Genomic DNA, 13,653 nt, shown 5'->3' with positions numbered 1-13,653 from the left:
CATCCAGGGCAACCCGCTGGACACGGATACCCAGATCGGCGCCCAGGCCTCCAACGACCAGCTGGAGAAGATCCTGTCCTACATCGACATCGGAAGGCAGGAAGGCGCCAAGGTCCTCACTGGTGGGGCCAGGGCCGAGCTTTCCGGGGACCTGGCCGGTGGCTACTACGTGCAGCCCACCATTTTCGAGGGCCACAACCGGATGCGGATCTTCCAGGAGGAGATCTTCGGCCCGGTGGTCTCCGTGACCCGCTTCAGCGACTACAACGACGCCATCGGCATCGCCAACGACACCCTCTACGGGCTGGGCGCCGGCGTCTGGTCCCGCAACGGGAACGTCGCCTACCGTGCGGGCCGCGAAATCCAGGCCGGCCGCGTCTGGGTCAACAACTACCACGCGTACCCGGCAGGGGCTGCCTTCGGCGGGTACAAGTCATCGGGCATCGGCCGTGAGAACCACGCCATGATGCTGGACCACTACCAGCAGACCAAGAACCTGCTGGTCAGCTACAACGAGAACAAACTCGGCTTCTTCTAAAGAGCTTGTGCACGGTAGGTGCCCCAAAGGTCCCTGTGGGCGTCTGCCGTGCACAACCCATCCTGTTGTTCATCTGAAAAAGGGAGATCGTCAATGTCGACGACCATGCAAGCAGCAGTAGTCACCGAATTTGGAACCGAACTGAAAGTCATGGAGGTGGAACGCCCGACGCCGGGTCCCGGCCAGGCGCTGGTCCGCCTCCTCACGTCGGGGGTCTGCCATACCGACCTGCACGCCGCCGAAGGCGACTGGCCGGTGAAGCCCACGCCTCCTTTCGTTCCAGGCCATGAGGGCGTGGGAGAAGTAGTGGAACTGGGTGAGGGCGTCACTGACGTTGCCGTGGGCGACCTCGTAGGTAACGCCTGGCTGTGGTCGGCGTGTGGCGATTGCCAGTATTGCCGCACGGGCTGGGAGACGTTGTGCGAGTCGCAGAAGAACGGCGGCTACAGCATTGACGGCTCCTTTGGGGAGTACATGCTGGTGGACACGCGTTTCGCTGCCCGGATCCCGGAGGGTTCCGATCCCGTGGAAGTTGCCCCGGTGCTGTGCGCCGGAGTCACCGTGTACAAGGGACTCAAGATGACCGAAGCCAAGCCCGGGCAGTGGGTCACCATTTCCGGCATCGGCGGATTGGGGCACATCGCGGTCCAGTACGCCGTGGCCATGGGCCTGCGTGTTGCCTCCGTGGATATTGCGGACGACAAGCTTGCACTCGCCAGGGAACACGGCGCCGAACTGACAGTCAACGCCTTGCACGAGGATCCCGCCGAGGTGATCCAACGGGAAACCGGTGGCTGCCACGGAGTCCTCGTCACCGCGGTACACCCCTCGGCCTTCGGCCAGGCGATCGGGATGGCCCGGCGCGGCGGAACGATCGTCTTCAACGGGCTTCCCCCGGGAGACTTCCCGGCGCCGATTTTCGACATCGTCCTCAAAGGCCTGACGGTGCGTGGGTCGATCGTGGGCACACGGCAGGACCTCGAAGAGGCCCTCGAGTTCTATGCGCAGGGAAAGATCAAGCCGACGGTCTCCACGCGCGAACTCTCCGAAGTCAACGCGGTCTTTGACGAGATGAAGCACGCCAAGATCGATGGCCGAGTGGTTTTGAAGTTCTGATGGACCCGGACCAGCCCAGCGAAGACGTCCGGCCAGCCGGGGTCCTGGAAGCCTCGGTCACCGTGCCGGGGGAGGACTTCTCCCGGGTAGCGCTGACCGATGCCTCCGTAGAGCTCCTGCGCAGGCTTTGGGAGCAACACGGCCCGCTGATGTTCCATCAATCAGGTGGTTGCTGCGACGGTTCCGCGCCGATGTGCTATCCAGCCGGTGATTTCCTGACCGGTGATTCGGATGTCCTCCTGGGCAGGTTCAACCTCTTTGATGAGGGCGGGGTTCGGCCCCTGGAGTTCTGGATGTCTCGGGAACAGTTCGCGTACTGGTCCCACACCCACCTGACGGTGGATGTGGTCCAGGGCCGGGGAAGTGGTTTCTCCGTGGAAGCTCCGGAAGGGAAGCGGTTCCTGATCCGGTCCACCATCATGGATTGGGACGTGCGGGGTGTCTGACAGCGACGCTGCCGTGAGCGTCGTTGCTTTGGCACCGTGAAAGCCCCGTTTCGGTGAATTTTCCACCGAAAGGGGGCTCTTTCATGGGATGTGGTGCGGGCAACAAGGGTTGTAACACGCGCAACACCAGCCTCACTAGTCCATTTGTTGTCTCAGTATTTGGGACAAATATGGCCGTCCATTGGCCGGACACTATTCTTGATGAGTCCTATACCACCCCCATCCAGAATGTGGCATATTTATGAACATTTTCAGGACCAAATCAATCGAGCAGTCGATCGCCGACGCCGATGAGCCCGGTCGCAAGCTCAAGCGCAGCCTGAGCACCTGGGACCTGATGATCATGGGTGTCGCCGTCGCCGTCGGCGCCGGCATCTTCTCCGTGGGCGCAAAAGCAGCAGCCAACTTTGCAGGTCCTGCGGTCACCATTTCCTTCGTGGTCGCAGCCGTCACGTGTGCCTTGGCCATCATGTGCTACGCGGAATTCGCGACAGCCATCCCCGTGGCGGGATCGGCCTACGTCTTCACCTACGCCACCATGGGCGAGGTACTCGCGTGGATCATCGGCTGGAACCTCATCCTTGAACTTTTCACGGCCGCGGCAGTGATCGCCAAGTACTGGGGCATCTACCTCAGCAAGGTCTTTGGCCTGATGGGCGTGGACATGCCGCCCGCCCTCAACATCGCGGGCGTGGACCTCTATTGGGGTGCTTTCCTGATCGTTGCGATCTTCACCGTGCTGCTGGTGCTGGGGACAAAGTTGTCCGCCCGCGTAGGCAACATCTTCACGCTGATCAAGATCGGCGTCGTGCTGTTCGTGATCGTGGTGGGCTTCTCGTACGTTAAGTTCTCCAACTACACCCCCTTCGTCCCGGCAGCGCAGCCAACCGGAGGCACGGAGGGAGCCGACGTCCTCAAGCAGTCCTTCTTCGGGTTCCTCACCGGAGCCGTTCCCGCGCAGTACGGCACGTTGGGCATCTTCGCCGGTGCAGCCTTGGTGTTCTTCGCCTTCATCGGCTTCGACGTCGTGGCTACCTCGGCAGAAGAGGTCAAGAACCCGCAGAAGACCCTGCCCCGTGGCATCTTCGGTGGCCTGGCCCTGGTGACCCTGCTCTACATCCTGGTTTCCCTGGCCCTCACCGGCATGGTGTCCTACACGCAGTTGGCCGCCGAGAAGGCACCCACCCTGACTACCGCGTTCGAGGCGGTCGGAAACAATGATGCCGCGAAGGTCATTGCCTTCGGATCACTGGTGGGCCTCACCACCGTGATCATGGTGCTCCTCATGGGCCTGGCTCGCGTTGTCCTGGCCATGAGCCGCGACGGCCTGCTGCCACGGGCGCTGTCCAAGACGAGTGCCAAGCGTGCCACGCCGGCCCGCCTGCAGATCATCTGCGGTGCGGCCGTGGCCCTGGTGGCCGGCCTGACCAACGTTGACCTCCTTGAAGAGATGATCAACATCGGCACGCTGTCCGCGTTCGTCATGGTGAGCCTGGGCATCCTGGTGCTCCGCAAGAAGCGCCCGGACTTGAAGCCTGCCTTCCGGGTGCCGTTCGGCAAGGTCCTGCCGTGGGTCTCCGCGGTTCTCTGCCTCTACCTCATGACCAACCTCGCCGTGGAGACCTGGATCTTCTTCGCCATTTGGCTCGCGGTGGGCATGGTCATCTACTTCAGCTACGGCCAGCGCCATTCCCGGCTCAACGAGAAGTTCTCCGCTGCCAAGGCCGCAGTGGACGCTCCGGCTGCGAACGGTTCCAAGGGCGACGAGGACGAAGACACGTTCACCAAGGTCTAGTCGCTGACTAACCGAATGCGCCCGGGAATCACATCCGTTGATTCCCGGGCGCATCCGCGTTTTCGGCCAGGGGCATCCCATCGCCCTACGGCGCCGCGTGCTCACTCACCCAATCCACCAGTGGCCTGAGGGTCTCCCACCTGGCCGCGATTTCCGCACGGGCCCCGGCAGTGGCGAGCCACTCCGGCTCACCAACCTCAACGCCGGCCGAAAGTGACTTGTGCTTGAGCAGTTCTGCCCGTGGATGCTCTTTATCGAAACCCCGAGGCACGGTCTTGAGCTTTTCGCCTTCAACCGCGAAGCCCGCCGCAGCCACCGCATCAACGATCTTCTGCAGTTCCGCACCGCTGGCCGGGGCGTCCACGGCCGCACGGAAACGGGCCAACTGCGCGGGTGTGTGGGAATGGTAGCCGCCGCCGATCAGGAGCCCGTCCGCGCTGATCTGCACATAGAACCCGACGCCTTCCTTGCTTTCGGCGAAGGCACCCTGGGCCGTCTTGTACGGTGACTTGTCCTGGGAGAACCGGATATCCCGGTTGGGCCGGAAGATCCTGGCCGTCCCGAAGTCCGGTTCCAGCTCCGAAAGGAGCGCCGTCAGCGGTTCCCGCACCTCGGCGTCGTACGTCCTTTTATGCTCCAGCCACCACTCGCGGTTGTTGTTCTCTTCCAGTTCCTCATAGAAGCGGAAGGCGGCAGGGGAGAATCCTTCAAATGTGCTCATGCAAGGATCCTATGGAGGTGGGCCCAAGCGAAGCCATAGCCCGAAAACGCTATGTGGAAAAAGAAAACACCCCGCCGCGGACAGATCCGCGGCGGGGTGTTCCCGTCAAAACCGGCGCTTAGAGCTTGTTGGCTGCTTCGGCGTCGGAGGAGCCTTCGCCGGCACCGAGGTTGGCGCGCAGCTTGGCACCGAGTTCGGCGTCAACGTTGGTCCAGTACTGGATGGCGCGTTCCTTGATGTCGGCGCTCTTCACGCCGCCAACAGCACCGGTGATGGTGTCGAGGAAGCGTGCCTTGGCAGCTTCGTCGTAAACCTCGCGGTACAGCGAACCGGCCTGGCCGAAGTCGTCGTCCTGGGCGTGCAGGGAGTGTGCGGAGAGCGTGAGCTCGCCGTCGTTCTCCCAGCCACCTGCGGGGGAGGCGGGCTCAACAGCAGCCGGGCCACCAACCGTGTTCGGTGCGTAGACCGGAGTGGACGGGGAGTTGAACAGGTAACGTCCCTGGCCATCCTGGCTGTAGTTGTGGACCGGGCTCTTGGGCTGGTTCACCGGGATCTGTGCGTGGTTGGTGCCCACGCGGTAGCGGTGTGCGTCGGCGTAGGAGAAGATGCGGGCCTGCAGCATCTTGTCCGGGGAAGCGGCGATGCCCGGTACGAAGTTCGACGGCGCGAAGGTGGCCTGCTCGATCTGCGCGAAGTAGTTCTCCGGGTTCTTGTTCAGCTCCATGGTGCCCACGTGGATCAGCGGGTAGTCAGCGTGCGGCCACACCTTGGTGAGGTCGAACGGGTTGAAGCGGTAGGTCTTGGCATCCTCGTACGGCATGACCTGGACGTGGAGTTCCCAGGACGGGAAGTTGCCGGTCTCGATGTTCTCGTGGAGGTCGCGGATGTAGAAGTCAGCGTCCGAACCGGCCAGGGCTTCAGCCTGCTCGCCGGTGACGGAGTTGACCCCCTGGTTGGACTTGAAGTGGTACTTGACCCAGAAACGCTCGCCTTCGGCGTTGATCCACTGGTAGGTGTGCGAGCCGTAGCCCTGCATCTCACGCCAGGAAGCCGGGAGGCCACGGTCGCCCATGAGCCAGGTGACCTGGTGTGCGGACTCGGGGGAGAGGGTCCAGAAGTCCCACTGCATGTCGGCGTCACGCAGGTGGGTGCCCGGGAGGCGCTTCTGGGAGTGGATGAAGTCCGGGAACTTGATGCCGTCGCGGATGAAGAACACCGGGGTGTTGTTGCCCACGAGGTCGTAGTTGCCCTCGGTGGTGTAGAACTTCACGGCGAAACCGCGGGGGTCGCGCCAGGTGTCCGGGGAACCGTTCTCGCCGGCAACCGAGGAGAAGCGGATCAGCATGTCCGTCTCGGCACCCGGCTGCAGGAAAGCGGCCTTGGTGTACTTGGAGACGTCCGAGGTGGTCTTGAAAGTACCGAAGGCGCCGCCACCCTTGGCGTGCACAACACGCTCCGGGACCCGCTCGCGGTTGAACTGGGCGAGCTTTTCCACCAGGTAGTGGTCGGTGAGGATGATGGCACCGTCGGCGCCGACGGACTTGGAGTGCGCGTCGGACGTAACGGGGGCACCTGACTGTGTGGTCGAAATGGCAGTCATCGTTCTCCTATTTCTGGGTTGATGGTTGTTTGGGAAGCTGTTGTTTGGCTTGGCAGTCCTGGCAGATTCCTTGGTAGAGGACATCTGCGATCTGGATGGTCATTGGCTTGGAGTTCTCGTCCCAATGCGGCGTGAGGCACGGTGCGTGTCCCACCGCGCAATCCACGTCTTCCACCCGGCCGCAACTGATGCACACGGCGTGGTGGTGGTTGTCGCCCACCCGTGTTTCATACAGCGCGGGGGAGTGTGGGGGTTCGAACCGTCGCAGCATCTGCAAATCCGTGAGGTCGCTGAGCACCACGTAAACGGACTGCGCCGTCAGTTCAGGAAGCTCTTCCCGTGCCGCAGCAAGGATGCCCTCAGCGGGAGAATGCGGATGATGTTGCACGGCCGCCAATACCGCCAACCGTTGTTTGGTCACGCGCCGTCCATGGGCTCGCAGGGCAGCTGCCCATGCGTCCTGGTCGGCTGTGTGATCGGTCATGCATCTATTGAAGCACTTATTTTGATAAGTTCACAATAAGGCGAGGCTAACTTCCGGCAAAAGGAATACATCCAGCAGCGGGCTCTCGTCTTCGGCGGCGGACCTTCCCACGGCGTGGACCCGCAAGGCTGAGCCCGGCTGTTCGGCTTCCACTGCGACGCAACTGAAGCCGCTCAGCCGGCTTGTCAGGGGCAGGGCGGTAAGCGAAGCGGCCATGGCCACCAACTCACCGGAAAGCAGTCCGGCGATGGATCCAGTGCCGCTGGCAGGCTCGATCACGCTGTGGTGCCGGGAAGCGTCCACCGTCGCCACGAGCGGTACAAGGGTTTGGGCAGGTACGACGCCGGCACCCGCCTCCGGTGTTGAGCCCGCCGTAGCGGGCGGCTGGCCCAGGGGCCCCTCGGCGAAGAACCGGAGGGACTCGCGCAGTTCCGAGTCCACCGTCTCCAAGGTTTCCTCAGGTTCGGTCCGGCGGCGGTGGGCCGGTAGCGCAAGCTGCTGTCCCGGCGTCGTGGTTTCCGAAGCCCAGCGGCCAAAAAGGTGGAACGTCGGGGTTGAGGATTCCGCGACGGGTTCGCCAACGGCGGAGCCGATCGGGTGCCAGCGGTGGGCGAACATGACGGCGCACCGCACGGCGCCCAGGACGTCTTGCAGCGCGGCCCGCGCCAGGTTGTGGCAGAGCAACCAGTCGGCGGCCGATGGTTCGGCGAATTCGGTGGAAGGGTCGGACAACCGGACCACGATGTGGCCGGCCGTCAGCGGGTGCCGCGGCCGGGCGATTTCCCAGACGGCGGAACGGAACAGCAGTTGTCGTGACAACACCATGGCTACTCCTTCCCCCGGGTGAGCCTACCAAGGGTGTGGTTACGCCGGGAGTCCTGGACGTCGTCGGTACTCGGTAGGGTTGCTGGGTGGCAAAACTCCTGGCAGACATCACTCCCCTCAAAGAAAGCCCGGCATTCCGGAGGTTGTGGCTCGGGGCGTCGGTAGCCGCGGTGGGTACACAGCTGACTTTGGTGGCCGTCAGCCTGGAGGTCTACCGACTCACGCAGGAGAGCTTTTTCGTTGGGCTCCTGGGCATCTTCGCCTTGGTGCCCCTGGTCATCGCAGGGTTGTACGGCGGTTCCGTATCCGATGCCTACGACCGCCGGAAGGTGGCGTTGGTTGCTTCCCTTGTGCTCTGGGCAACCACTGCCGGCCTGGCCCTGCAGGCCTGGTTCGAGGTGGGGAACATCTGGCTTCTCTATGCACTGGTGGCCGTGCAGAGCGGCGCCCAAGGCATCAACGGTCCGGCACGCAGCGCCATCATTCCGCTTCTGGTGCGCAAGGACCTGCTGCCGGCCGCGAACGCGCTGAACATGCTGACGTTCGGCTTGTCCATGACGGCCGGGCCGCTCCTGGCGGGCGTGCTCGTGGCCACCATCGGTTTCGGCTGGACCTACACCATCGATGTGATCAGTTTTACTTTCGCGCTGTGGGGCCTGTTCAAGCTCCCGCCGCTCCCGCCGTCAAAGGAAGCAGTGCGGCCGGGCCTGCGTTCGGTGGTGGAAGGCTTCAGGTTCCTCGGCACACGCCCGAACGTCCGCATGACCTTCATCATCGACCTCATCGCCATGATCTGCGCGCAGCCCCGCGCCCTCATGCCCGCTATCGGGGCCGTCATGATCGGTGGCGGCGAGACCACCGTAGGTGTGCTGCTGGCCGCCACAGCCGTCGGTGCCTTCCTTGCGGGGCTGTTCTCGGGGCCACTCGGACGGGTGCGGCGCCAGGGCAGTGCGGTGGTTTTCGCCGTGGTGGGTTGGGGTGCATCCATTGCGGCGTTTGGTGTTGTGGTGCTCATGGCGGGGGACTCCGGTAGGGACGGTGTGACACTGTGGCTCATCCCGGCGGCCGCGTGCTGTGCGCTCGCCGGAATTTCGGATTCCGTCAGTGCCGTGTTCCGAACCACCATCCTGCAATCGGCAACCCCGGACCACATGCGGGGGAGGCTTCAGGGAGTGTTCATTGTGGTGGTTGCCGGCGGACCCCGGGTGGGTGACTTGTTGGCCGGCGGTGTCACCCAGTTCCTCAGCGAAGGCGGAGTGCTGCTGATCGGCGGGGTATTGTGCATGGTGCTGGCCTGGCTGGCGTCACGCCTGCAACCCGGCTTCGTGGCTTATGACGCAAAGCATCCGCTGCCGTAAGCGCGCGCCCGGGCGGGCGCTTACGAGCGGAACACTGCGGCCGCCGTCGGCGTTAATTAGTAGAGAACACCACTAAAAGGGCCAAAGAAAGCGAAAGAACACCGTGCACAGACACAACAATGGACTCAAAACCGCCGCGCTGTTCGGTGTGCTGTGGGCTGTGCTGTTGGGTTTGGGGGCCATCATCGGCGGCGGCACCCGCAGCTCCGCGCCCATCTGGATCATGGCCGTGATCGGTGTGGCCACCACGGCTTACGGCTATTGGAACAGTGACAAGATCGCCATCCGTTCCATGGCGGCCTACCCAGTCACTGAGGCGCAGGCCCCGCAGCTCTACCAGATCGTGCGGGAGCTTTCCGTGCGGGCCAACAAGCCGATGCCGCGGATCTACCTCTCGCCCACCATGACTCCCAACGCTTTTGCCACCGGGCGCAACCCGAAGAACGCTGCTGTGTGCTGCACCGAGGGGATACTGCACCTGCTCGATGCCCGTGAACTGCGCGGTGTACTGGGGCACGAGCTGATGCACGTTTACAACAGGGACATCCTGACCTCATCCGTGGCCGCAGCAGTGGCTGGCGTGATCACGTCCGTGGGCCAGATGTTGTTGTTCTTCGGAGGAGGGGACCGCAGGAACGCCAACCCGATCGCGATGATCGCCATGGCCCTGCTGGCACCGTTCGCGGCCTCGCTCATCCAGATGGCCATTTCCCGGACCCGCGAGTACGACGCCGACGAGGACGGCGCCGAGCTCACCGGCGATCCCTTGGCCCTGGCCTCCGCGCTGCGCAAGATCGAGTCCGGCGTATCCCAGATACCTTTGCCGCAGGACCAGCGCCTGGTCAACGCCTCGCACCTCATGATCGCCAACCCCTTCCGGGGCGGCGGAATGCGGCGGATGTTCTCCACGCACCCACCCATGGCAGACCGGATCCGCAGGCTCGAACAAATGGCAGGCCGGCCGCTGTCCTAAGGAAACGGTCGGCGACGAGCTCCCGCGTCTACGCGAACAGCCCTTCGCCGATAAATCCGCCTGACTGGACTCCTGGCGGCACCGCGAAAAGCCCGGATCCGGTGTGCTTCAAGTACTCGACGGACAGGGTGTCGCCCTTGGCCAACGCCAACTGCATAGGCACGTAGTGCGTCCGCGGATCCTTCACGAAGGCGATAAAGAACAAGCCGGCGTCCAAGTGGCCCAGCCCGTCCGAGCCATCGGTGAAGTTGTACCCGCGGCGCAGCATCCGGACACCGCCATTCTGCTCGGGATGGGCCAGCCGGACATGTGAATCCAAGGGGATGAGCGGATCGCCGTCCCGCCCGGAGATCTTGAAGTCCGGTGCCGTAAACTCGTCGCCGCCGGATAACGGGGCACCCACGCCCTTGGTCCGGCCAATCAGCCCTTCCTGCTCCCGCAAAGACGTGCGGTCCCAGATTTCAATGTGCATCTGGATCCGGCGTGCCACCAGGTAGCTGCCGCCGGCCATCCAGTCTTCCTGCGACCTGACTCCGGATGGCACCCAGACGTGCTCGTCCAGCAGCGACTTGTCCTCGACCTTGAGGTTGTTGGTGCCGTCCTTGAAACCGAAGAGGTTGCGAGGCGTCACCTGCGCCCGGGACGTGGAGGAGGTGCGTCCAAAGCCTAGCTGGGACCAACGCACCCGGACCTTGCCGAAGCCGATCCTTGCCAGGTTGCGGATGGCGTGCACGGCCACCTGGGGGTCGTCGGCGCAGGCCTGGACCACCAGGTCCCCGCCGGTCCGGCCGGGCTGGAGGTCGTCGCCGGGAAAGTGCGGGAGGTCGATCAGTGCCTCTGGCCGCCGGCCGTCCAGGCCAAAGCGCACCTTGCCGTTCTTTTCGAACAGCCCGGCGCCGAAGCCGAAAGTGAGCGTCAGCTTGGACGCTTCCAGGTCCAGGGCTTCTCCGGTGTCTTCCGGCGGCGCGTCGTAGGGTCCATCGACGGCACCCGTGGCACCCGTCGCCCGGCCGGAGGTCATCGCCTCGGCGGCGGCGGTCCAGTCCTTCAGGAGCTTGATCAGTTCCTTGCGGTCCTCGGTGGTCACATCGAAGGCGGCCATGTGCAGGCGGTCCTGGGCCGGCGTGCTGATGCCGGCCTGGTGCTCACCGAAGAAAGGGACCACCGCATCTGCCGCAGGCGTGGCAGCGTTCGCGGCCCCCGCCGTCACCGCGTCGTGGCCAAGGAAACCAGCGGCCAACCCCGCCACGGCGCCGGCTCCGCCCACGCCGGCGAGCGACAGCAGCCCGCGCCGGGACAGCCGCGAACGGGCGTCTGCGGCAGCACCGCCGTCGGGCGCTCCGCTGTTGGTGCCATCAGCAGGCACGACGGCGGTCGCCTCACCCGGGCGGTGGTTCAGCTCGGAGGGGCGTTCCGGTTCCCCGGTATGCCCGAAGGGGCAGCCGGTCACAGGACTACGGCTGAGGTGAGCTTGGACAGGGGTTCACCGAGGGAATCAACCAGGGCGGCGAGCTGCTGCACCTGCTCCTGGCTGAGCTCGTTGTAGTAGGCAAAGCCGTCGCCCTTGGCGTGCTTCTTGAGCTCGGCCTGCAGGGCAGTGAACTTTTCGTCGAGGGACTTGGAGAGTTCGGCGTCCTTCTGGTCCAGGGCGGGCTTGAGGCTCTCGAACGCGATGCGGGCGCCGTCCACGTTGGCCTGGAAGTCCCAGAGGTCCGTGTGGGACCAGATCTCTTCCTCGCCCGTGACCTTACCGGTGGCAACCTCGTCCAGGAGCTCCTTGGCGCCGTTGCCCAGCTTGTCTGCGGTGAGTTCCACTGTGCGCGTACGCTGTCCGAGGTCCTCAGTGTCGGCCACGAGCTGCTTGGCGATCGCGCTGCGCTCAGCGGCGGTCAAAGCGGTGTAGCCAGCCGGTGGGAAGAGGTCCTTCTCCGCGCGGTGCCAACCGGTCCATTCCTGGCCGGGTTCAAGGTCGGCCTCGCGGGCATCGAGCTTGGGGTCCAAGTCCCCGAAGGACTCCGCCACGGGTTCGATCCGCTCCCAGTGCATGCGGGTGGAAGCGTAGAGTTCGCGTGCCTTGGCGGCATCCCCTGAAGCGAAAGCGTCGGCGAAGGCCTTGGTTCCGGCTACCAGTTGCTCGGTTTGATCCTTCACGTAGGCGGCGTACTGCTGGGTTCCCGTGTCCAGGAGCTTCTGGAAGTCAGCGTCGACGCTGGGCTTGTTTCCGGATTCCTTGACTTCGAAGGACGCCCGGATGCCGTCGCCCTGCATCCCGGGCTTGCAGGCGGTGGTGTATTTGCCGGCCGGTGCCGTGACCACGAGGTTGCGGGAGATACCCGGGCCGATGTTCTCCACTTCGCCGATGATCCGCAGTCCGTCTTCGGCCAGCAGGTAGAACTCGGTGACTTCGTTGCCGTCGTTCTTGACTTGGAAAGTCAGGTTGCCGCTCGGCGCCGTAGCCGAGGAAACCTTGCATTCGCTCGCTGTGCTGCTGACCTGGATGGGGCCGTCCGTGGTGCTGGAGGTTTTGGTGTTGTCAGTGCAGCCTGCCAGTACCAGCGGCACGGCAGCGGCGGCACCGATGACGGCCAGGGCCTTGCGGAAGGTGGGGGAAGACGCGGAGCGTCGGAAAGTACCAGACATGGAGGGGTCCTTGGATCGTGTGGGAAAAGCTGCGGAGGCTTATGGGTGGGCCGTGACAGCGGGAGCAGGGGAGGCGGTTTTGGCCTTCGGGGGTGTTGCTTTGTTGGCCCTGATGTACAGGAACAGCACCGGGATGACGTAGAGCAGCCAGGCCGACGCTTCCAGCCAGGTGGTGGCGGGGGAGAAGTTGAGCGTGCCCTTCAGCACGGTGCCGTACCAGGACGACGGCGGGACCGCGGCTGAGACGTCGAAGGCGAGGTTGTGCAGTCCCGGCAGGATGCCGGCTTCCTGAAGGTCATGGACACCATAGGCCAGGACACCTCCGGCAATGATGATGAGTCCCACGCCGGTCCAGGTGAAGAACTTGCCAAGGTTGACCTTGAGTACGCCACGGTGCAGCAGGTATCCGAGGCCGGCAGCGGCCAACAGGCCCAGGAGGGCACCGAGCAGGGGGAGCGTGCTTTCGCCCGTGGCCTGGGCTGCGGCCCAAATGAAGAGCGCGGTTTCCAGGCCTTCACGGCCAACGGCCAGCGCTGCCACGAGCACAAGGCCCCACGCGGCGCCGTCGGCCGCTTTGTCCACATGTGAGCGGAGTTCGCTTCCCAGCGTGCGCGCCGTCCTCGCCATCCAGAAAACCATCCAGGTCACCAAGCCGACGGCGATGATGGACAGGCCGCCGCCGATGGCTTCCTGGGCTTCAAAGGTCAGGCCGCGGGGGCCGAAGGTGAGGAGGGCGCCGAAGCCAAAGGAAATCGCTACGGCCAATCCCACGCCTGCCCAGAGCCGGGGGATCAGGGCCTTCCGGTCGGTCTTGATGAGGTAGGCCATGAGGAGGACCACGACGAGTGATGCCTCGAGGCCTTCGCGCAGGCCGATCAGGAAGTTGGCGGTCATAAGGGTGTCTTTCGTTCAGGGAGCCTTACTTAGGCTCGCCTAAGCAAGAAGAGTACTGGCGAGACGGCATTACGCAAAACCTTTGTGCCCTAAATAGTTCCGTCCATTACGGTGATCGATGGACTTATGGGCGCAAAAAAAGCCGGGGTGGCGCCCGTCGATGAGGGGGGCAACCCGGCCGGGTTTGCCGTTTTTAAAACCCCGCGTGGCGTTGCAACACGTTGAGGGTCAGCGAGTCACCATTCGACAGGGCGAGAATGTCG

Annotated in this window: 13 protein-coding genes; 6 read left to right on the top strand and 7 right to left on the bottom strand. The window is 64.1% G+C overall.

The window, feature by feature from the left end; all coding sequences use genetic code 11:
• The 4 genes from ACFVSJ_RS06250 to ACFVSJ_RS06235 form a co-directional block, all read left to right on the top strand.
• Positions 1–538, top strand: a 538-nt coding sequence (locus ACFVSJ_RS06250; protein ID WP_387435203.1) for an aldehyde dehydrogenase family protein, incomplete at its 5' end; no start/stop codon positions are given.
• Positions 539–631: 93 nt separating this feature from the next.
• Complete coding sequence (gene adhP, locus ACFVSJ_RS06245) at positions 632–1,654, top strand: alcohol dehydrogenase AdhP (protein ID WP_387435202.1); 1,023 nt, start codon at positions 632–634, stop codon at positions 1,652–1,654.
• Positions 1,654–2,100, top strand: coding sequence for a DUF779 domain-containing protein (locus tag ACFVSJ_RS06240; RefSeq protein ID WP_387435200.1), 447 nt, complete (start codon positions 1,654–1,656; stop codon positions 2,098–2,100). The genes adhP and ACFVSJ_RS06240 overlap by 1 nt, the downstream gene beginning before the upstream one ends.
• A 241-nt stretch (positions 2,101–2,341) precedes the next feature.
• Complete coding sequence (locus ACFVSJ_RS06235; protein ID WP_387435199.1) at positions 2,342–3,895, top strand: amino acid permease; 1,554 nt, start codon at positions 2,342–2,344, stop codon at positions 3,893–3,895.
• A gap of 85 nt (positions 3,896–3,980) precedes the next feature.
• On the opposite strand, the gene ACFVSJ_RS06230 is transcribed toward ACFVSJ_RS06235, so the two are convergent.
• The 4 genes from ACFVSJ_RS06230 to ACFVSJ_RS06215 all read right to left on the bottom strand — a co-directional run bounded on the left by ACFVSJ_RS06230 (position 3,981) and on the right by ACFVSJ_RS06215 (position 7,525).
• Positions 3,981–4,616 carry a DUF2461 domain-containing protein gene (locus ACFVSJ_RS06230; RefSeq protein WP_387435198.1) on the bottom strand — a complete coding sequence of 212 codons (636 nt, stop codon included), beginning with the start codon at positions 4,614–4,616 and terminating at the stop codon, positions 3,981–3,983.
• Positions 4,617–4,734: 118 nt separating this feature from the next.
• Positions 4,735–6,216 carry a catalase gene (locus ACFVSJ_RS06225; protein WP_387435196.1) on the bottom strand — a complete coding sequence of 494 codons (1,482 nt, stop codon included), beginning with the start codon at positions 6,214–6,216 and terminating at the stop codon, positions 4,735–4,737.
• 7 nt (positions 6,217–6,223) lie between these two features.
• Positions 6,224–6,700: a Fur family transcriptional regulator gene (locus ACFVSJ_RS06220; protein ID WP_387435194.1), complete on the bottom strand. Its 477-nt coding sequence runs from the start codon at positions 6,698–6,700 to the stop codon at positions 6,224–6,226.
• 30 nt (positions 6,701–6,730) lie between these two features.
• On the bottom strand, positions 6,731–7,525 hold the full coding sequence (locus ACFVSJ_RS06215) for a hypothetical protein (RefSeq protein ID WP_387435193.1): 795 nt from the start codon (positions 7,523–7,525) through the stop codon (positions 6,731–6,733).
• A gap of 86 nt (positions 7,526–7,611) precedes the next feature.
• Between ACFVSJ_RS06215 and ACFVSJ_RS06210 the strand changes: the two genes are divergently transcribed.
• Positions 7,612–8,883: an MFS transporter gene (locus tag ACFVSJ_RS06210; RefSeq protein WP_387435191.1), complete on the top strand. Its 1,272-nt coding sequence runs from the start codon at positions 7,612–7,614 to the stop codon at positions 8,881–8,883.
• Positions 8,884–8,986: 103 nt separating this feature from the next.
• The gene (htpX, locus tag ACFVSJ_RS06205) at positions 8,987–9,856 is read left to right on the top strand and encodes a zinc metalloprotease HtpX (RefSeq protein WP_387435189.1); all 870 of its coding nucleotides are present in this window, start codon (positions 8,987–8,989) and stop codon (positions 9,854–9,856) included.
• A gap of 28 nt (positions 9,857–9,884) precedes the next feature.
• Here htpX and efeB read toward each other — a convergent pair whose 3' ends face one another.
• From efeB to efeU, 3 genes are all read right to left on the bottom strand, one after another.
• Positions 9,885–11,222, bottom strand: a complete 1,338-nt coding sequence (gene efeB / locus ACFVSJ_RS06200) for an iron uptake transporter deferrochelatase/peroxidase subunit (protein WP_387435187.1) — start codon at positions 11,220–11,222, stop codon at positions 9,885–9,887.
• A gap of 80 nt (positions 11,223–11,302) precedes the next feature.
• A complete protein-coding gene (gene efeO, locus ACFVSJ_RS06195) occupies positions 11,303–12,496 on the bottom strand; it encodes an iron uptake system protein EfeO (protein ID WP_387435186.1) in 1,194 nt (397 codons plus the stop codon).
• A 39-nt stretch (positions 12,497–12,535) separates the two neighbouring features.
• Positions 12,536–13,390, bottom strand: coding sequence for an iron uptake transporter permease EfeU (efeU, locus tag ACFVSJ_RS06190; RefSeq protein WP_387435185.1), 855 nt, complete (start codon positions 13,388–13,390; stop codon positions 12,536–12,538).
• Positions 13,391–13,653: the final 263 nt, after the last annotated feature.

It is taken from the genome of Paenarthrobacter sp. NPDC058040 (assembly GCF_042885775.1).
Classification (GTDB): Bacteria; Actinomycetota; Actinomycetes; order Actinomycetales; family Micrococcaceae; genus Arthrobacter.
The sequence above is the reverse complement of the archived record's forward strand: the minus strand, read 5'-3'. Positions and strand labels throughout refer to the sequence as shown.